Annotated in this window: 18 protein-coding genes; 4 read left to right on the forward strand and 14 right to left on the reverse strand. The window is 71.0% G+C overall.

Annotated features, from left to right (window positions below; translation table 11 throughout):
- Positions 1-128 precede the first annotated feature (128 nt).
- Positions 129-1,043: a LysR family transcriptional regulator gene (locus D7X30_RS25210; protein ID WP_120565517.1), complete on the forward strand. Its 915-nt coding sequence runs from the start codon at positions 129-131 to the stop codon at positions 1,041-1,043.
- A gap of 72 nt (positions 1,044-1,115) precedes the next feature.
- Here D7X30_RS25210 and D7X30_RS25215 read toward each other — a convergent pair whose 3' ends face one another.
- Both D7X30_RS25215 and map read right to left on the reverse strand, forming a co-directional pair.
- Positions 1,116-2,033, reverse strand: coding sequence for a YeiH family protein (locus D7X30_RS25215; protein WP_120565518.1), 918 nt, complete (start codon positions 2,031-2,033; stop codon positions 1,116-1,118).
- A 120-nt stretch (positions 2,034-2,153) separates the two neighbouring features.
- Entirely contained in the window at positions 2,154-2,945 is a 792-nt protein-coding gene (gene map / locus D7X30_RS25220) for a type I methionyl aminopeptidase (protein WP_120565519.1), read from the reverse strand.
- A 101-nt stretch (positions 2,946-3,046) separates the two neighbouring features.
- Between map and D7X30_RS25225 the strand changes: the two genes are divergently transcribed.
- Positions 3,047-3,331: a LysR family transcriptional regulator gene (locus tag D7X30_RS25225; RefSeq protein WP_120565520.1), complete on the forward strand. Its 285-nt coding sequence runs from the start codon at positions 3,047-3,049 to the stop codon at positions 3,329-3,331.
- Between the two features lie 6 nt (positions 3,332-3,337).
- On the opposite strand, the gene D7X30_RS25230 is transcribed toward D7X30_RS25225, so the two are convergent.
- From D7X30_RS25230 to D7X30_RS25285, 12 genes are read right to left on the reverse strand one after another with little or no spacing between them, the layout of a single operon-like run.
- Positions 3,338-5,899 (reverse strand): RNA helicase, encoded by a 2,562-nt coding sequence (locus tag D7X30_RS25230; protein ID WP_120565521.1) that lies wholly within the window; start codon positions 5,897-5,899, stop codon positions 3,338-3,340.
- Between the two features lie 52 nt (positions 5,900-5,951).
- A complete protein-coding gene (locus D7X30_RS25235) occupies positions 5,952-6,368 on the reverse strand; it encodes a PASTA domain-containing protein (protein WP_120565522.1) in 417 nt (138 codons plus the stop codon).
- Between the two features lie 37 nt (positions 6,369-6,405).
- Positions 6,406-7,062, reverse strand: a complete 657-nt coding sequence (locus D7X30_RS25240) for a PASTA domain-containing protein (RefSeq protein ID WP_120565523.1) — start codon at positions 7,060-7,062, stop codon at positions 6,406-6,408.
- A 3-nt stretch (positions 7,063-7,065) separates the two neighbouring features.
- Positions 7,066-7,797 carry a PASTA domain-containing protein gene (locus tag D7X30_RS25245; RefSeq protein WP_120565524.1) on the reverse strand — a complete coding sequence of 244 codons (732 nt, stop codon included), beginning with the start codon at positions 7,795-7,797 and terminating at the stop codon, positions 7,066-7,068.
- The gene (locus D7X30_RS25250) at positions 7,794-8,459 is read right to left on the reverse strand and encodes a hypothetical protein (RefSeq protein WP_147443294.1); all 666 of its coding nucleotides are present in this window, start codon (positions 8,457-8,459) and stop codon (positions 7,794-7,796) included. The genes D7X30_RS25245 and D7X30_RS25250 overlap by 4 nt, the downstream gene beginning before the upstream one ends.
- Positions 8,452-9,402, reverse strand: coding sequence for a hypothetical protein (locus D7X30_RS25255; RefSeq protein WP_120565526.1), 951 nt, complete (start codon positions 9,400-9,402; stop codon positions 8,452-8,454). The genes D7X30_RS25250 and D7X30_RS25255 overlap by 8 nt, the downstream gene beginning before the upstream one ends.
- Before the next feature lie 19 nt (positions 9,403-9,421).
- The gene (locus D7X30_RS25260; RefSeq protein WP_199724546.1) at positions 9,422-10,012 is read right to left on the reverse strand and encodes a hypothetical protein; all 591 of its coding nucleotides are present in this window, start codon (positions 10,010-10,012) and stop codon (positions 9,422-9,424) included.
- Between the two features lie 18 nt (positions 10,013-10,030).
- Entirely contained in the window at positions 10,031-10,603 is a 573-nt protein-coding gene (locus D7X30_RS25265; protein ID WP_120565527.1) for a hypothetical protein, read from the reverse strand.
- A gap of 22 nt (positions 10,604-10,625) precedes the next feature.
- The gene (locus D7X30_RS25270) at positions 10,626-11,129 is read right to left on the reverse strand and encodes a hypothetical protein (RefSeq protein WP_199724547.1); all 504 of its coding nucleotides are present in this window, start codon (positions 11,127-11,129) and stop codon (positions 10,626-10,628) included.
- A 9-nt stretch (positions 11,130-11,138) separates the two neighbouring features.
- Entirely contained in the window at positions 11,139-13,235 is a 2,097-nt protein-coding gene (locus tag D7X30_RS43655; protein WP_120565528.1) for an OmpA family protein, read from the reverse strand.
- Positions 13,236-13,238: 3 nt separating this feature from the next.
- Complete coding sequence (locus D7X30_RS25280) at positions 13,239-13,787, reverse strand: peptidylprolyl isomerase (RefSeq protein WP_120565529.1); 549 nt, start codon at positions 13,785-13,787, stop codon at positions 13,239-13,241.
- Complete coding sequence (locus D7X30_RS25285) at positions 13,784-14,866, reverse strand: hypothetical protein (protein WP_120565530.1); 1,083 nt, start codon at positions 14,864-14,866, stop codon at positions 13,784-13,786. The genes D7X30_RS25280 and D7X30_RS25285 overlap by 4 nt, the downstream gene beginning before the upstream one ends.
- A gap of 292 nt (positions 14,867-15,158) precedes the next feature.
- Between D7X30_RS25285 and D7X30_RS25290 the strand changes: the two genes are divergently transcribed.
- Together D7X30_RS25290 and D7X30_RS25295 are read left to right on the forward strand one after the other, a co-directional pair.
- Positions 15,159-15,788, forward strand: coding sequence for a DUF4142 domain-containing protein (locus D7X30_RS25290; RefSeq protein WP_120565531.1), 630 nt, complete (start codon positions 15,159-15,161; stop codon positions 15,786-15,788).
- A 148-nt stretch (positions 15,789-15,936) separates the two neighbouring features.
- Positions 15,937-17,592: a serine/threonine-protein kinase gene (locus D7X30_RS25295; RefSeq protein ID WP_120565532.1), complete on the forward strand. Its 1,656-nt coding sequence runs from the start codon at positions 15,937-15,939 to the stop codon at positions 17,590-17,592.
- The last annotated feature ends 41 nt before the right edge of the window (positions 17,593-17,633 follow it).

A 17,633-nucleotide genomic window follows, 5' to 3' on the forward strand; every position in this document is an offset into this window, starting at 1 on the left:
GCACAGCCAGTGTTGATCACGCCTGACGCTGGCCGGCAACCTCCAGATGCCCTCTGAAGCTGGGTCCAACCCTGAGGTTAGATCCGCCAGGTTGATTTTCGGGCCGGAGATCAGGGACAGCCCCTAGGATGACGGCCTTGTTCGTCGACCCCCGCCGGCTCGAAACCTTCCGCGTCGTCGCCTCGACCGGGCAGATCTCCGCCGCCTCCCGCCTGCTCCACCTGTCACAGCCCGCCGTCACCGCGCAGGTCCGGCAACTGGAGGCGGACTGTGGCCAACCGCTCCTCGTGCGCACGGCACGAGGGGTGCGGCTGAACGCGGCGGGGCGCGTACTCTTCGACTATGCCCAGCGCATCCATGGCCTGCTGGATGAGGCGGCGCTCGCCATCGCGGCCGAGGAGACACTCACCGGAGAGCTGGCGCTGGCGGCGAGCACCACCGTGGCCAATGCCATCGTGCCGGGCCTGCTGGCGTCCTTCCTGCGCACGCACCGTGAGCTCCAGGTCCGTCTGGAAGTGGGCAATACACGCGAGGTGCTGACGTGGCTGTCGGAGGGCCGGGTGCCGCTCGGGCTGGTGGAGGGCCACGCGCGGGCGCCCGGCATCCGGCTGGAGCGCTACCTGGATGACGAGCTGGTGCCGGTGGTCTCGGCACAGGGGCCGGCGGAGTGGTCGCGGATCCGCACCATGGAGGCGCTGCGCGAGGTGCCGCTGCTCTGGCGGGAGCAGGGCTCCGGCACGCGCGCCGTGCTGGACCGGGCCCTGCGCAAGGCGGGCGTGCGCAAGGGGCCCCGACGCGGAGACCTCCAGTTGGGCAGCACCGAGGCGATCAAACGGGCGGTGTCCCTGGGCCTGGGCGTGGCGCTGTTGTCCCGCTGGAGCATCGACGGCGAGCTGTCCCTGGGCCGCTTCCAGGTGTTGCCCGTGCCGGGGCTGCGCATCCCGCGAGCGTTCTCCTGGGCCCTGCCCGTGGATGATCCATCCGGAGCCGCGGGCCGCTTCCTGCGCCATGCCCGCGCCACGCCCCCGGTGCTGCTGCCCTGAGCCCGCGGCTCACGCCGCCCCAGTCGCCGCACCATGACCGCCACGCCTCCGGTGCTGCCCTGAGCCCGCGGCTCATGCCGCCAACCCCAAGAGCAGCGCGCCCAGGCACAGGCCCGCCATGAGCAGCCACAGCGCCACCGCCTGCGCGAGCGGACGGAGGCCCACGGCCCGCAGCGTCTCGCGCGTCAGCCCCGCCCCCAGCAGGAAGAGCGTCACGACGAGCAGTTGCCGGGCGACGGCCGCCACGCCCTGCCCCACCGGTTCGAGCGACGGAAACAGCGTCACGACCGCCGCCGCGCCCAGGAACCCGGCGATGAACCACGGCCGGCGCACCCGGCCCGTCACCGCGTGGCCTTCGCGACGCCGCCATGCGGCCAGGCCCACCGTCAGCGGGAGGATCCACAGGGCCCGCGCCAGCTTCACGGGCGTGGCCACCGCCAGGGCCTCGGGGCCGTAGCGCAGCGCCGCGCCCACCACGGAGCTGGTGTCGTGGATGGCCATCGCGCACCACAGTCCGAACTGGTGCGGCGTCAGGCCCACCGCGTGGCCCACGACGGGGAAGACGAACAGGGCCACCGCGTTGAGCAGGAACACCGTGCCCAGGGCCACGGACGTCTCATGCTCCTGGGGCCGCAGCACCGGCACCACCGCCGCGATGGCGCTCCCGCCGCAGATGGCCGTGCCCACACTGATCAGCAGCCCCGTCACGCGGGGAACACCGAGCAGCCGGGCGAGCCCCACGCCCAGCGTCAGGCACAGCGCGATGCCCACCACCGTGTAGCCCAGTCCCTCACGCCCCGCCGCGAGCACCGTGCGCAGGTCCATGCCCGCGCCCAGCCCCACCACCGCCAGGGACAACAGCCGGGGCGTCAGGGCCCGCGTCGTCGCGGCGAACGGATTGCCCACGGTCAGGGCCACGCACAGCCCCGCGAGCAGGGCCACGCCGGTGGAGACGGCAGGAATCAGGCAGAGCGCCGCGCACAGCGGCACCAGGACATGTCCGGCCGTCCATGCCCGGGGACGGACAACGGGAAGCGACGGAGGCGTTTCCATGCGCCAGGAGATGCGCCCGGCGGCCTCCGGACACCAGATGTCAGAAGCGATAAGGCATCAGCTTTCTGGATGGCTCACGGGGATGAGCAGGGACAGCTCGTTGGGCGTGAGGACTTCACAGCCGTCGCGGGTGACGAGCACGGTGTGTTCGAACTGGGCGGACAGGCTGCCGTCCGCGGTCACGACGGTCCACCCGTCCGCCATCATCCGGATGTCCGGGCGCCCCAGGTTGATCATGGGCTCGATGGTGATGACCATCCCCGACTTCAGCGTGATGCCCGTGCCCGCCTTGGCCACGTGAGGCACGTGCGGCTCCCCGTGCATCTGCCTGCCGATGCCGTGGCCCCCGAACTCCTCCACCACGCTGCACCCCTCCGCCTTCGCCAGCGCCATCACCGCCGCGCCAATGTCCCCCAGCCGCGCGCCGTGCCGCACCACCGACACGCCCACGTCCCGGCAGCGCCGCGCCACGTCCACGACGTGCTTCGCGTCCGCGGAGACCTCGCCAATCATGAACGTGGCGGACGTGTCGCCGTGGAAGCCGTCCAGGTGCGTCGTCACGTCCACGTTGACGATGTCGCCGGACTTCAGCACTTCATCCGTGCGCGGGATGCCATGGCACACCACGTGGTTGCGGCTGGTGCACACCGTGGCCGGGAAGCCCTTGTAGCCCAGCTGGCTGGGCGTCCCACCCCGCCGCGCCGTGTCCTCGCGAACCCACGCGTCGATGTCCGCCGTCGTCACGCCCGGCTGGAGCCGGGTGGCCACGTGCGCCAACGTGCCCGCCGCCGCGCGGCCCGCGAGCCGCAGCCGTTCCACTTCACTGCCCTTGAAGAGGGGAATTCCCATGCCGGGCAAGGTGGCACCCGCCCGTCCGGAGCGTCCAATGCTGTTCTGGCATGACGCGGCCTGCGTGCACGGCGCGCACGACTCACGCTAACCTCCCGCGCGTGAGCATCACGCACCTCCAGTCCTTCGTCGCGGTGGCGGAAGAGGGCCACGTGGGCCGGGCCGCGCTCCGGCTGCACATCACCCAGCCGCCGCTCAGCCGTCACATCCTCGCCCTGGAGGATGAGCTGGGCACGCCCCTCTTCGAGCGCGTCCCCCGGGGCATGCGCCTCCTGCCCACCGGCGAGGCCCTGCTCCACCACGCGCGCCGCATCCTCGCGGAGGTGGAGACCGCCGCTCGCACCGTGCGCGAGGCGGCCGGGAGCACGAAGCCGCCCCCGGCCTGACCGCGACTACGACCAGGCGGCCATGCCGCCAATCCGGCGCAGCATCAGGATGGGGCCGTCGTCCATGCGCCGGCCACGCAGGTCAATCTCACAGTCGATGACCCAGTCCCCATGGCCCTCCGGGTCCATGATGCGCTGCTGGGCCTCCCACTGACGCGTGCCTGCTTCCTTGAGCTGCGTGTTCGCCGGCTTGCGCGCCTGGGGCGTGAGCACCACCAGCTTGTGCTCCTCGAAGTACGGCGCCATGGCCTGCTCCAGCTTCGGCGCGGTCCACTCGCCCAGCGCGTTGTCCAGCATGCCCAGCGCGTCCAGGTAGCGGCGCTGGCCCAGCGCACGCAGCAACCGGTGCAGCTCCTCGCGCACGCGCGCGGCGAAGGCCTTGGGGTCCTCCGTGAGCTCCTTGGGCTTGAGGTCCACCACCGGCTTCACTTCGACGGGGGCCTCCGGATTGCGCATCCGCTCCCACTCGTCCAGGAGGCTGGAGTCCACCTGACGCAGCGTCGCGCGAAGGTGGTCGAGGATGTCGTCCAGGTCCTCGTTGCGGAACTTCTCCGGCACCGTCTGCACCAGCGACTTGTAGACGTCACCCACGTAGCGCAGCAGCACGCCCTCGCTGCGCTGCAGGCCGTACTCGCGCACGTAGTCGTGGAAGGACATGAAGCGCTCGAACATGTCCCGGACAATGGACTTGGGCCGGATGTTCTCCTCGCCCACCCACGGGTGCTTCTTCGCGAAGGCGTTGAAGGTGCCGTAGACGAACTCACGGTTCGGCTTGGGCCACTCCAGCTTCTCCAGCTCCTCCATGCGGTCGTCGTACTCCACGCCCCGCGCCTTCATCTCCTGGATCTTCTCCCCCTTCAACTGGTGCAGCTGCGCGTACAGCACCACGTCCGGGTTCTCCAGGATGGACTCCACCAGCGTGACGACGTCCAGCGCGTACGTGTCCAGCGTGGGGTCCAACAGCTCCAGCGTCTCATGCAGGTACAGGGACAGCGTGTGGTTGAGGCTGAAGTCGCGCTGAAGGTCCTCCGACACCTCCACCGTCGCCGAGTGCTTCTCCCACTGCACCACCTTCACGATGCCCGCGTCGCGCAGCGTGCGGAAGTACATCGCCGCGTCCTTCAGCAGCTTCCTCTTCGTGTAGTCGGAGCTGTGCGAGCGCATCACCAACTGCACCAGCCGCTTGTAGCCGCCGCTGCCCTCCGTCTTGTCGCTCTGGAGCAGGTTGAGCAACAGGCCGTGGCTCACGTCGAAGCGCGACTCCAGCGGCTCCGGCATCCCGTTCTGGAGCCGCTCGAAGGTGCTCTTGTCGTACTGCACGAAGCCCTTCTGCGGCGGCTTCGCCTTGGGCGACTTCTTCTTGCCCGCGGCCTCCTTCGCCGCCTGGCGGATGTTCTCAATCATGTACTCCGGGGCCTGCGCCACCACGCTGCCCTCGGTGTCGAAGCCCTTGCGGCCCGCGCGGCCGGAGATCTGCTTGAAGTCGCGCACGCTCAACGTCGTCAGCTTCTCGCCGTTGAACTTGAACAACTGCGTGAAGAGCACCGTGCGGATGGGGATGTTCACGCCCACGCCCAGCGTGTCCGTGCCGCTGATGACCTTGAGCAGGCCCTGCTGCGCCAGCTTCTCCACCAGCAGGCGGTACTTGGGCAGCAGGCCCGCGTGGTGCATGCCGATGCCGTGGCGCAGGAAGCGCTGGAAGTCCTTGCCGTAGGGCGTGTCGAAGGGGGCGTCCAGCAGCGCCTGGCGGATCTCCTCCTTCTCCTCCTTCGTGTTGAAGTCCACGGACATCAAATTCTGCGCCTGCTCGGCCGCGGCCCGCTGCGTGAAGTTCACCAGGTACACGGGGTACTTCCCGCGCGCGATGAGGTCCTGGATGGTCTCGTGCAGCGGCACCTCGCGGAAGTCGAAGTCCAGCGGCACGGGGCGCTCGGAGCTGCGCACCGTGGCCACCTCGCGGCCGGTGAGCTTCTCCAGGCTCTGCTCGATGACGTGCGTGTCGCCCAGCGTGGCGGACATCAGCAGGAACTGCGTCTTGGGCAGCGCCAGCAGCGGAATCTGCCAGGCCACCCCGCGCTCCTTGTCGGAGTAGTAGTGGAACTCGTCCATCACCACCGCGTCCACGCGCGCGGAGGCGTCACGCAGCGCGAGGTTCGAAAGAATCTCCGCCGTGCAGCAGAGGATGGGCGCCTCGCGGTTGATGGACGCGTCGCCCGTCAGCATGCCCACGTTCTCCGGGCCGAAGGCCTTGGAGAGCGCGAAGAACTTCTCGTTCACCAGCGCCTTGATGGGGCACGTGTAGAACGACACCTTGCCCTCGGCCATGGCCTTGAAGTGGAGCGCCATGGCCACCAGCGACTTGCCGGAGCCCGTGGGCGTCTTGAGGAACAGGTGCTTGTCGCTCAAGAGCTCCAGGATGGCCTCCTCCTGGGCGGAGTACAGGCTCAGGCCGTTCGTGGCCACGTAGCCCACGAAGCGGTTGAGGATCTCGTCGGCATCGAGAGGGGGCTCGCCGGGCTTCGGCAGCAGGGCGGCGAGCGGGGCGCGGGTGTCGGCGGAGGCACTCATCGGCCCTGACTCTAGGGGTTGGCGCTGGGGCCACCGTGAAAAATCGCGCGGCTCAGCGGGAAACGTACAGTCCCACCGCGATGTGACCCTCCGTCAGGGGTCCGCCGGCCGCAGGGCGCTGCCAGCACACCCGCCCCGCCTGCTCCTGCGACAGGCAGGGCACGTCCGTCACCTCCAGCGAGGCTCCGGCCAGGCGGGCCCTGCGCACGGCGGCGCTCCGCGTCAGGCCCAGCAGCTCCGGCGCGGGGGGCGGTGTCACCTCGGGGCCCTGCTGGACGAAGAGGGCCCGCACCTCGCCGGGGCCTCCAGGGGTGAAGTGCATTCCCGTCCCGTCCGCGGTGACCCCGCCGTGCAGCTCCAGCTCCACCGGCCCGAGCACGATGGGGCCGGCGCCGAGCCGCGCCTGGACCCGCGCGAGCGACTCACGCAGGTCCACCAGCAGGGCCTCCAGGTCGATGGCGTCGCTCATCGCGCCAGGGGCCTCCACCGTGGCGTGGCCCCCCGGCTCACTTCAGCGTCCCGGGCGTCGTGGACTCCAGGACGGGCGAGCGGGTGGGGGGGAGCTTCCCGCCCCCGGTGGCTTGCACGGTGAGCACCAGCTCGGTGCCGCGCGGCAGCAGCGTCCCCGGCTCGGCCGAAGCCGCGGTGACCAAGGCTGCGTCCTTCGCGCCGTCAGGGAACCGGTGGGGCACGCCGATGGCGGACAGCAGCAGCCGCGCGTCGGCCACCGTCTTGCCCACCACCGCTGGCACCACCACCAGCGCCTCCGCCTGGGGCGAAGGCGGCACCGGCACCACCCGGAACTTCAGCCGCGACTGCGCCGTCAGGTTGTAGGCGAAGCGGTTGGTGTAGCTGGCGTCCATGGGCGCGCCGTACATCTTCAGCCGCGTCCGTCCATCCGTCCGCTCCTCCGCGGTGATGGACAGCGCCACGGCGATCTCCGCCTCGGCCTCGGGGATGTGGTACCAGGTCGGCCGGTAGCCGATGCGCTGCAGCTCCACCGCCAGGTCCTCGTCCGAGGCGTAGAGCTCGCGGATCCGTTCGATGGTCGCCGCGTCCAGCTCCCGCTGCGCCTCCGCCACGCCGCGGCCCACCGACGAGATCAACGCGCCCAGCGGCGCGCTCAGCGCCTCCAGTTGGGGGACGTCATTCGAATCCGCCATGGTTCAGCCCTCCATCGCCTGGCCAATGATCAACTGCACGGGGCCCGAAGCGAGCGGCTTGCCGGGCTCCGGAATCTGCCGCAGCACGCGCCCCCACTGCCCGGGCTCCTTGACGAAGAGCGGCATCAGGTCCACCCGCAGCCCCGCCTCCGCCGCGCGCCGCCGGGCCGCCGAGGCCGTCAGCCCCAGGAAGCCTGGCACCTCGCGGGCGGGCGCGTCGCCCGGCTCGGGCGCGGCGGGAGACTGCTCCACGAACTGGGCCTCCGCCTCCGTCACGCCCTCGGGCGTCGTCTCCGTCCACCGCACGCGCACGGTGCTCAACCGCACCGTCGTCAGAGACGCGCGCACCGCTTCAATCTGCTGGCCCGCCGACTTCAACTTGTCGGACAGCACCAGGGACGTGGCCTGTTCCTGAGCGGGCTCCTTGGTGGGCTCCACCGCCGCGGAGGACACGGCGCGGATGCCCTCCCTCGCGGGCTCCAGGACCACCATCGTCCCGTAGTCGATGAGGGTGCTGCTCATCTTCACCGGGAAGGTGGCCACCCCGGCGGAGTCCAGCCGGAGGTGGGAGCCGAAGGTGGCGCTGGTGACCTCCATCTCCAGCACGCCCTCCTGGTTCGTCACCCCGGTGTCGCGCAGCTCGAAGGTGCCCGCCTTCGCGGGGACCCACCACGCCACCTTCATTCCCGCCACGGGGACTCCCGTGGCCTTGTGGAACACGGCCCGGACCTTCATCGAGGCACCTCGCAGGACAGCGCCAGCGTCCGCGACGCGGCATCCACCGTGAGCGCCAGGATGCGGGCCTGCTCGCCGGCCGCCACGCGCAGCGTCGTCCGCGCCTCCCCGGCCGCGTCCGTCCTCACCACCGCGAGCACCACGTCCGTGCCCGCCAGCGGCGCCACGCCGGACAGCGACTGCGTCGTCCGCCGGTCCAGGTTGAACTCCACCTCCACGCCCGGCAGGGCCTCGCCCGCCGCGTTGCGCACGCGCACCACCACGCCCGGCACGCCCCCGTCGCCGATGACGCACCGGGCGTCCAGCACCACGGGAGGCAGGCCCTCGTTGGCCGGCACCGCGACGAAGCTGCCGCGGATCACGCTGACGATCTCCGTCTTCGTCTGCGAAGAGGCCACGTCCGCCAGCCGCACGGGCCGCATCTTCAGGATCTTCCCGGTGGCCACCGGTCCGGTGGTGGTGGTGGACGTCTCCACGCGCAGGTCCATCCGCAGCTCGAACTCCAGCTTCGGCACGTAGTAGGTGAACTGGCGGCCGGGGGCGCCGGCCGCGGAGATGCCCCCCAGCTCCTGCTGGGCCTTCGCCAGGCCGTCGGCCAGCTCGAGCAGGTACTCGTCCAGCGTGCCGAACAACTCCTGCGCCTGCTGTGTCGTGTCACTCATCCCGCGCTCCCTGGCGCCCGCGTTCCCGCCGCGCGTCACGTGCCGTGTCGCGTGCGTCCATGTCGTCCATGCCCATGCCGGCGCGCTCCATCTCCATGTCCATCCGCTGCTCCATGGACTCCATGTCCATGCCGGCCATCGCCAGTCCGCGCATCATCAGGGCCTCGGTGTCCATCGAGCGGGGATCCATCCCCCGAAGCTCGCGCGCCACCGCCACCCCCTTCTCCACCTTCCCTACCGTGAGCCCGCCGCGCCCCACCAGGGCCCGGCCCACCTGCCCGAGCGAGGGCAGCGCCTGGCCCTTCTCCAGCGCGAGGGGCTTGCGCGCCGCCGAACGCGCCTCCTCCGCCGCGTCCGACAGCCGCCGGGTCGCGGACCCCAGCTCGCCCAGGGTCATGCGCCCCCGGCCCGGAGACTCCAGGACGCGCTGCGCCAGCCGCGTCGCCAGCTTCGCGCGCTCACGCGCCTTGCGCGCCCACTGCTGGCGCAGCGTCTGCTGCTTCTGCGCCTGACGCCGGGCCGCCTTCCCCGTCTCCAGGCGCTCGCGGCGCAGTGCCTCCACCCGCTCGGCCTCCTCCGCCTCCGTCCGGCGCCGGGCGTACAGCTTCTGCTCCAGCAGCCGCCGCGCGGTGTCCCGCTCGTGCTGCTTGCGCTCCGCGATGCGCGACTCCGGCGTGTGCTGGACGACGGGGAACTGCTTCGCCAGCCGCTCGTCCACGGGCGCTTCCTGCACGCCGCTCAGCGCCTTCATCGTGTCTTCGAGCTGCCGGCGCTCCTTCAGCAGCGCCGCCAGCTCCGGGTCGCTGGCGGCCACCTGCTCCAGCGAGGGCACGGGCGCCGCCGCGGACGTGTCCGCTCCCGGAACAGGAGCGGACGCACCAGCGTCGTCGGGGGCCCCGGCGGCGTCCTCCTCGAGCAGGTCTTCCCAACGGACGTGTGACATGCGCCGCGCCCCTCCTTCGTCAGGTGACGTTGCCCACGGCGGTGTCGATCTTCCCGCTGACGGCCTCGCCCTCCGCGGTGCCCTTGAGGCTCTTGGCGATCTCCGCGCAGATCTGCTGGAGCGCCGCGGGCGGGGGGATGGGCACCAGCTTGGTGCGGATGAGGCTCGAGCCCTCGGCGGAATAGCTGTACTTCTGCGAGTGCTTGGCCGTGACGGTGGTGACGTGGCTCTTGTGGCCCTTCACCAGCGTGGTGAGGATGCCCTTGTCGCGGTCCACCTTGCGGTCGCGCGTCTGGGTCGAGTCGTCCGTGGACTCGTGCATGGAGATCTCCATCTTCACTTCGATGATGGTCTCCACGAACTGGTAGAACGTGGGCGTGAAGCCGAGCAGGAGCAGCGGGTACTCGGTGGTCCCCAGCTTCACGAAGCCGGCCCCGTCCCGCACGGCGTTGCCGCTGTCGTCGATGCGGTAGCCCGCCATGAGCTGGGCGATCTTCAGCGATGAGCTGTCCAGCGCGTACTGGGCATCCGCGATGGCGTTGCCCAGGTTGCGGACCATCTCCCCGAAGGGGACGTTGAGCAGATCCTGACCAATGGAGTTGGTGGGCATGGTGCGCGCGCTCCCGGGCTACTTCGTGGTGGGCGTGGTGCCGGCCCTGGACGCGATGAGCGCGCGAACCCGCTCCTCGAAGAGGGCCGGCGGAGGCACCGGCACCAGCTTGGTGCGCAGCAGGCTGGAGCCCTCCACGCTGTAGTCGTACTTGCGCGTGTAGCTGGCATCCACGGTCGTCACCACGGCCTGGGGCGCGCCGCCGCGCTTGAAGAGGCGCAGCCCGCCGGCCGTCCGCGTGGTGGACTGCATCGCCACCTTGCTCTCCGTGCTCTCCGTCATCTTGATGGCGATCTTCACCTCGATGATGGTGTCCACGAACTGGTAGAAGTTGGGCGCGAAGCCCAGCTCCATCATGGACGAGGGCGTGCCCGCGAAGGACACCTTGGTGTCCACCCGGATGGGCTTGCCGGAGCCGTCCAGTTGGATGTTCCCGTCGGCGTCCCGCAGCAGCGCCTCGCCGCTCATCATCTCCGCGACGAGCATCCCGCTCTTGTCCAGCTCGAGCTGCGCCTCGGCGATGGCGGTCGCCATCTCACGAATCATGTCCCCCATGGGGACGTTCAGCAGTTCCTGACCGACGTTGGGCATGGTGTCTGGGTCCTTGCGCGCTTCAGGCGGGAGTGTTGGTGGAGGCCGCGGGGACGGGCGGCTGGGCGGCGATCTCGTTGAGCAGCTGGTGCAGGCGCGCGGGCGGGGGCAGCGACACCAGCCGCGCGGCGATGGAGCTGGCGCCCTGCACCTCGAAGCCATACTTGCGGCTGTACTCGGCGTTGACCGTCACGGAGAAGACGCCGGCCATGCCGCCCGTCACGCCGCCGCCCACGGAGAACTCCGTGGACTCGCGGATGGTGAAGGTGAGCTTCGCCTCGAGCGTGGCCTCGGCAAAGGCGTAGAACGTGGGCGTGAAGCCGAGCGCGAGCAGGCTCCACAGCTGCCCGTCGCCCAGGTCCACGGTGCGCTCGGACATGCGCTTCGCGATGTCCAGCGAGTTGACGTCCAGCGCGTGCTGCGCGTCCGCCACCGCGCGCCCGAGCCGCTCGATGAGCTCCGGCAGCGGCGCGTCCAGCACCGTCATCATCGCGCGCTGGCCCTGCGTGGTGTTGTTTCCTGGCATGGGGCCTCCTTACGGGTACCAGCGCTGGAGGTAGTCGCCGATGGCCTGGAGGAACTGGGGCGGCGCGGGCACCGCCACCAGGCGGGCCTTGATGGTCGAGCTGCCGGACACGCTCAGCTCGTACTTCACGGCCAGGTGCGCATCCACGTTGAGGGCGCGCAGCTCGCGCTCGGAGCTCTCCTCGCGGTCCGCGGACGGCTTGCCGGCGATGCGGTTGGCCGACAGCAGGAAGGCGGCGGGGTTGCTGGTGCCCAGCATGGTGCCGGAGGGGCCGGAGACGGTGACGATGTTGCCCGCGGACTGGGCCTGGAGGCCCGCGGCCAGCAGGCCGGAGCTGGAGCCCGCCGTGATGGCGGCGGCCAGGTTGCGCGCCGTGTCCGCGGCCGTCACCCCCAGCGTGAACTGCCCGGGCTGCGGGGCGACGCCGGTCTCCACGGCCACCAGCTGCACGTTGTCGATGACGACGGTGTCGCGCGGCTGGGGCGAGGCCGGCGGGCGGCCGTCGCCGAAGCGGCGGGCCACGCGGATGGAGCCCGCGGCGGACAGGACCGGCGCGGTGGGCGTGCGCGCGAACAGGGTGAACAGGGCGTGGTCACCGGTGCCGTACAGGTAGACGCGGTCCCCGCGCGCGAAGGCGCCGAAGGCGGTGTTGGCGTTGGCGTCGCGGATGGCGCGGGCCAGGTTGGCGGCGGTGGACTCGGCGGTGGCGCCCACCGCGAAGGTGGTGCCCTGGGAGGCGGTGCCCTGGGTGAAGTCCGTGCCGCGGAAGGTGACGACGGCCGTGGTGGGCGCGTTCGCCGCGGCGCGCGTGCGCGGCACGATGCGGGCCTCCCGGTCCGCGCCCGTGGGGTCGAAGGCGGCCGTGGCCGCGACGGTGCGGGCCACCAGCGCCGCAGGCACGCCGGCGAACTTGAAGACGACGCGCCGGTTGGCCGCCAGGTCGGAGCCGCTGAAGTCGACCGTCGCGCCCATGCCCCGGGCCGTGAGCCTGCTGGCCGCCACGCCCCGCGACGTCAGCGCCCGCAGGACGTAGTCCGCGCGCTTCTGCGACAGGCGCTGGTTGTAGCCAGGGGCCGGCGGGGTGCGCAGGTCCGCCCAGCCCTCCAGCACCAGCGAGGCGGACGGATTCTCCGCCAGCAGCGCCGCCACCGCGTCGAGCACGGCGGAGGGCTCGCGGTCCGTGCCGTAGGTGGTGGTGGGCACGTCGTGGATGTCGGTGTCGAAGTAGAGGGCCCGGTTGCAGTCAGCGCCGGAGACGACGACGAAGGCCGCCGGGTCCACCTGCTGGCCAATGTCCGCCAGCGCCGCGCCCACCGTCGCCGCGGTGCTGGTGTAGCGCGTGCCGTTGGTGGCCGGCAGCAGCAGCGCGGGCGCGGGCGTCACGCTGCCCAGCCGCGCGATGACCAGGTTGTCGCCGGGCGCCGCCTGCGGCGAGGTGCGCACGGTGATGACCGAGCGGTTGATGGCGTAGAGGTCCGGGCGGGTGGTGCTGGCGGTGACGCCCGACTGCATCTCCCAGTCCATGAAGACGCCGCCCAGGTCTCCCGCGGCCTGGTTGGTCCAGGAGGAGTTGTTGCGCAGGGCCACGAGCAGCTCCTGCGCCGTCTCCCACAGCGTGTCCTGGCGGGCGACGGGCAGGCCGGTGCTGTTGGGCCCCACGCCGCCGTCCAGCGCGTAGCTGGTGGTGCCCACCGTGAGGTGGCCCGGCGCGTTGGCCACCAACGCCAGACACGCGTACGGGGGAATGCCCTCGCCGTCCTGCACGGTGAGGGTGGCGCTGCCGCTGGCGGAGGACGTCTCGAGGCTGTACTCGCTCGACTCGTTCTCCCGGTCGTAGTTGAAGTTGACGTCCACGTCGACGGTGGTCGAGTAGTAGACGTTGAGGTTCACCTCCAGGTCGGCGTACTGGAAGTGGTAGAAGGCCGGCCGCAGCCCCAGCGACAGCAGGTTCTGCGTCATGCCCGGCAGGACGGTCTGCCCCATGCGCAGCGTCTGATCCACGCTGTTGGTGTCCAGCTTGGTCTGGGCCTCGGCGATGGCGAGCCCCATGTCCCGGATGAAATCGGAGATGTTGAGATCCGCGAGGATCTTCCCTGCTTTCGGCATGGTCTACCCCAGGGGTGAAGCAACGGGAGGAAGTGAGACGGCGACTTCGGGACGAACGGTGTCCGGACGGACGACCCAGTAGGCGTGACGGTCCTGCTCCAGCGTGATGCGGCGCGCGTCCACGTGCAGCCCGGACCGCGCCCAGCCCAGCACCCGCTCCGACAGCGGGAGCCGCCCGGCGCCGGCCAGCGCCACCGCGGACTCCAGCCGGGTGCGCGCCTCCGCCAGCCGGCCCAGCTTCGCCAGCGCCAGGCCGTGCCGCTCGTGGTGCGCGGCCAGGTCCAGGAGGGCCAGGTCGCTCGTGGGAGGCTGCTGCTGGTAGTGGGCCTCCACGCGCTGGCAGAAGGAGATGACGGCCTCGTGGGCCCCCGAGCGCTCCAGCGACTCGAGCACGCACCACGCATAGTGACGCTGGCAGACGTCGGAGCCGCCCTGGAGCGCGGCCAGCCGCAGCGCTTCCCGGTAGTGGCGCAGCGCCTCGTCATGCCGGCTGGCCAGCGCGAACACCTTGCCCTGCTCCGCCACGCGGAAGTGGAGCGCGAGGGAGCTCACTGGGCCACCAGGGAGGCCCGCGTGCCCCGCGCTTTCAGCTCCGCGACGAGCCAGCGTGCGCGCGTGTCCCCCACCGCGGGCTGGAAGGTATGCGGCAGCCGGGAGAGCGCGGTGCGCGCCTCGTTGGCGGGCAGCCCCAGCACCGGGGCCAGCAGCTCCGCGGCCCCGGCGGGGTCCTTCGAGTCCTCCACCGTCAGGCGGAAGCTGCGGAAGTTGAGGAGCTGCACGGCCAGCTTCGCGCCTGCGGCCTCCAGGGGAGCGGTGCGCGCCACCACGTCCGCGCGCGACAGTCCCGTGTGCAGCACCACCGGCAGCCGCTTGAGCACCTTCGGCACCAGCGCCGGGGGCATGCCGGTCTCACGCACCAGCAGCTCCGGGAAGCCGGCGTCGGAGGGGGCCTCCAGGAGGCTGACGTCGAAGCGCTGGAAGGCGTGGTCCAACAACCGCACCCCACCCCGCGCTCCCAGCTCCCGCCACACGCGCTCCGCCTGCTCATGCGAGAGGTCCCGGGCCACCAGCGGAGGCTCACCCGGAGTCACGCCCTGCGCCTCCAGCGCCGAGCGGACCACCGCGAGGCTGACCGCTTCCGTGGCGAAGACGTCATAGCGGGCCGTGGGCGGATGGCTGGCGTCCACCTCCGCGCCCAGCGGGGCGAAGCGCTCCCGGAGCGCGTCCACCGTGGCCTGGGAGACGGAGCCGAGCACCGTGGGAGGCGTGGCGCAGAGCGCCGCGGCGGCGTCCGCCAGGGGACAGCCCAGGACGGCCGCCAGCTCCGTGGAAACCTCACGGAAGCGCCCGCCGTCACGCAGGTACAGGGCCACGTCGTAGGTCTGCCCGGCGGGGGGAGGAAGGGGCGCGTCATCCGGCTCCACGACCACGCGCAGGCCGGCGTTGCCCAGCACCTCCGACAGACTCCTGGCGAGCTCCTCGGGCAGCCCTCCCGCCAGCACCGCGGGGGCGCGGAACAGCCGCGCGGCGAGCTCCGCCGGGGGCAGATCGAAGTGGGGCACCAGGGCGCGGACGATGCTCGCGGAGCCTCGGTGAAAGGAGAGAACAGTGACGCGCCGTGAACCGTTCATCTGGAAACACGAGACACCATCCGGTGTTTTACTGTCAACGATTCGCGAGGTGTGAGGCGTTTACCAATGTCTGAGAAATGCCCGCTCGCTCCTCGGGATCCAACCTCCTCCGTCATGACGCGGGCTGATACACGCCCGTGAAACATCCGGGTGGGCCTGGGCCGGCGGGACGCGCCTGACGCCCTGCCTGCCGGGTCTGTGCTCACAGGCACACTGGCAACGGCTGAAGCGCGCATGGCCATGGACGGAGGGCCTCCCCATCCTGCCCCCGCGACATTCATGGGGGTTGGACATGCGGACAGCGAAATTCTGGATGGGGACACTGCTGGCGGGCGCGCTGGCGCTGGGTTACGGGTGCGGAAGCGAGGCGAAGGATCCGACGCCGCAGGACGTGCCACAGCAGCAGGTCCCGGACGCGGGCACCGACGCGGGCGTGCTGCTGACGCTCACCGACGCGCAGATCGCCCGCGTCCTGCAGGTGGCCAACGAGGGCGAGGTGATGCTGGGCCAGTACGCCGCGCCGCTCGCCACCACGCAGGCCGTGATCGACTTCAACAACCAGATGGTGACGGAACACACCGCCGTGAAACAACGGCTGGACGCGGTGCTCGCGGACCAGGGCATCACGCCCGAGGACTCCGCCCTGAGCCTCCAATTGCAGACGGACATCCAGGAGTTGATGCAGGTCCTCGCCGGTCCGAACGCACCGGCCGCGGGCACCGCGCTCGACCTGGCGCTGATCAGCGCGCAGCTCGACGCGCACACCCGAGCCGCCTTCCTCTCCGACAGCCTGCTGACGACGCAGATCACCAACACGGCCCTGGCGCAGGAGGCGCTCACCGAGCGGCAGGGCGTGCAGCAGCACATCGACGCCGCGGGGGACATCCAGTCGAACCTGGTGCTCCCATCCGCCACGCCGTAGCCGGAGCGCTTTCCGTCTCTGGATAAAAATACAGCTCGGGCTCTCAGAACCTGAGAGCCCGAGCCTGTGCACACGACCCGTGGGGGAGGATTCGACCCAGGTGCTTTCCAATCGTGTCGGACCGGTTTAGTAGGAATTTGGACCGCCGATGCAAAAGCCAACCGAACCGACCTCCGCGCAGAGCGAGCCGTTGACGACGGGCCGGGTCCTGCGCTCCACGTATGAGATTGGCACCGTGCTGGGCAAGGGCGGCATGGGCGCGGTGTTCCTCGCGCGCCACCTGCGCCTGCCGGGCAAGCAGGTCGCCATCAAGGTGCTGCACGGCGCGGAGGAGCTGTCGGAAGAAGTGGCGGTGCGCTTCCGGCGCGAGGCGGAGATCGCCTCCCGGCTGGGGCACCCGAACATCGTGGAGGTGCTGGACTTCGATACCCTGGAGGACGGCACGCCCTTCATGGTGATGGAGTACCTGCGCGGTGAGGGCCTGTCGCGCCGGCTGCGCAAGCAGAAGCAACTGCCGCTGGAGGAGGTCTTCTCCATCTCGCGGCAGATGGGCGCGGCGCTCCAGGTGGCGCACCGTGCGGGCGTGGTGCACCGCGACCTGAAGCCGGGCAACGTGTTCCTCGTGCCCACGGAAGCGGGCGGCGTCGTGGGCGAGCGCGTGAAGCTGCTCGACTTCGGCATCTCCAAGCTCGTGGACTCGAGCACGGTGCAGACGCTGGACTCCGTGCTGATGGGGACGCCGCAGTACATGGCCCCTGAGCAGGCCATGGGCCACAACAGCAACGTGGACGCGCGCACGGACCTCTTCGCGTTCGGCTGCATCGTCTACGAGATGCTCGCGGGCCGGCCGCCCTACTCCGGCGACAACGTCGCGGAGCTCATCTACCAGATCGTCCACCTGGAGCCCCCGCCGCTCCTGACGCTGGCGCCCCAGACGCCGCCGCACGTGGTGACGGCCATCTCCCGCGCGATGGCGAAGAAGCCGGATGACCGCTACCCGGACGTGGGCGCGTTCATCCTGGAGCTGACGGGCAGCCCGCTCCAGTCGCTCTCGGAGGTGAAGCCGGAGCAGCGCGCTCGCCCCGCCAATCCCACGGCCCCGCCGTCGGTGCCGCGTCCGCCGGACCGCGAGGAGCACATCCCCACGGTGGGCATGCGTCCCCACGCTGGCCGCGATACGTCCCCCCCTCCTTCCGGACCGGAGACGGCGTCCCTGGCCGCGCAGCCGCTGGCCCCCGCCCGACCGAAGTGGCCGGTGGCCGTGGCCGTGGGGATGGCGGTCATCATCGCGTTCGCGGTCGCCTTCTTCTGGAAGCGCCCGGGCGTGACGCCGCCCGCCGTCGTCGTGGTGAATCCCCCGGCCCAGCCCCAGCCCCAGCCCTCCACGCCCGTCACCCCGCCCGCCGTGGTCGTGACGCCGCCGGAGGACGTGAAGAAGCCCGTGGAGCCGGAGCCCCAGCAGACGCAGCCGACGGCGGAGAACTCCACGCAGCCCACGCCGGATTCGCCCACGGTGACGACAAAGCCGAAGCCTCGCGGCACCCCCGAGTCCATGCCGGACAGCGTGCGCGAGGACCTGGCGGCGGCGCAGAAGGCGCTGGACGCGTCGAACACGGCGGAAGCGCTGCGTCACATCCGGCGCAGTCAGCGCACGAAGATCACCGGCCTGTCGTTCTCGCTGCTCACCCGCGTGTACTGCCAGCAGCACGACCTGGCGAACGCGCGCGCGCAATGGACCCGCGTACCGGCAACGGAACGTCCAAGGGTCCGACAATACTGTTCGCAGTACGATATCGACCTGTAGGGTCGTCCGGGCGCGCGGAAACTCCAGAGCGGGGGCGCGCC

Origin of the sequence: Corallococcus sp. AB011P, assembly GCF_003611605.1 — a bacterium.
Lineage (GTDB): Bacteria > Myxococcota > Myxococcia > Myxococcales > Myxococcaceae > Corallococcus > Corallococcus coralloides.

What these genes read in the sequence shown, in the direction of transcription:
- D7X30_RS25250 (WP_147443294.1), bottom strand. Translation starts at nt 8,459, where the DNA reads ATGAGTGACACGACACAGCAGGCGCAGGAGTTGTTCGGCACGCTGGAC.
- D7X30_RS25270 (WP_199724547.1), bottom strand. Translation starts at nt 11,129, where the DNA reads ATGCCAGGAAACAACACCACGCAGGGCCAGCGCGCGATGATGACGGTG.
- D7X30_RS25240 (WP_120565523.1), bottom strand. Translation starts at nt 7,062, where the DNA reads ATGGCGGATTCGAATGACGTCCCCCAACTGGAGGCGCTGAGCGCGCCG.
- D7X30_RS25235 (WP_120565522.1), bottom strand. Translation starts at nt 6,368, where the DNA reads ATGAGCGACGCCATCGACCTGGAGGCCCTGCTGGTGGACCTGCGTGAG.
- D7X30_RS25265 (WP_120565527.1), bottom strand. Translation starts at nt 10,603, where the DNA reads ATGCCCAACGTCGGTCAGGAACTGCTGAACGTCCCCATGGGGGACATG.
- D7X30_RS25230 (WP_120565521.1), bottom strand. Translation starts at nt 5,899, where the DNA reads ATGAGTGCCTCCGCCGACACCCGCGCCCCGCTCGCCGCCCTGCTGCCG.
- D7X30_RS25255 (WP_120565526.1), bottom strand. Translation starts at nt 9,402, where the DNA reads ATGTCACACGTCCGTTGGGAAGACCTGCTCGAGGAGGACGCCGCCGGG.
- D7X30_RS25210 (WP_120565517.1), top strand. Translation starts at nt 129, where the DNA reads ATGACGGCCTTGTTCGTCGACCCCCGCCGGCTCGAAACCTTCCGCGTC.
- D7X30_RS25285 (WP_120565530.1), bottom strand. Translation starts at nt 14,866, where the DNA reads ATGAACGGTTCACGGCGCGTCACTGTTCTCTCCTTTCACCGAGGCTCC.
- map (WP_120565519.1), bottom strand. Translation starts at nt 2,945, where the DNA reads ATGGGAATTCCCCTCTTCAAGGGCAGTGAAGTGGAACGGCTGCGGCTC.
- D7X30_RS25295 (WP_120565532.1), top strand. Translation starts at nt 15,937, where the DNA reads ATGCAAAAGCCAACCGAACCGACCTCCGCGCAGAGCGAGCCGTTGACG.
- D7X30_RS25290 (WP_120565531.1), top strand. Translation starts at nt 15,159, where the DNA reads ATGCGGACAGCGAAATTCTGGATGGGGACACTGCTGGCGGGCGCGCTG.
- D7X30_RS43655 (WP_120565528.1), bottom strand. Translation starts at nt 13,235, where the DNA reads ATGCCGAAAGCAGGGAAGATCCTCGCGGATCTCAACATCTCCGATTTC.
- D7X30_RS25245 (WP_120565524.1), bottom strand. Translation starts at nt 7,797, where the DNA reads ATGAAGGTCCGGGCCGTGTTCCACAAGGCCACGGGAGTCCCCGTGGCG.
- D7X30_RS25260 (WP_199724546.1), bottom strand. Translation starts at nt 10,012, where the DNA reads ATGCCCACCAACTCCATTGGTCAGGATCTGCTCAACGTCCCCTTCGGG.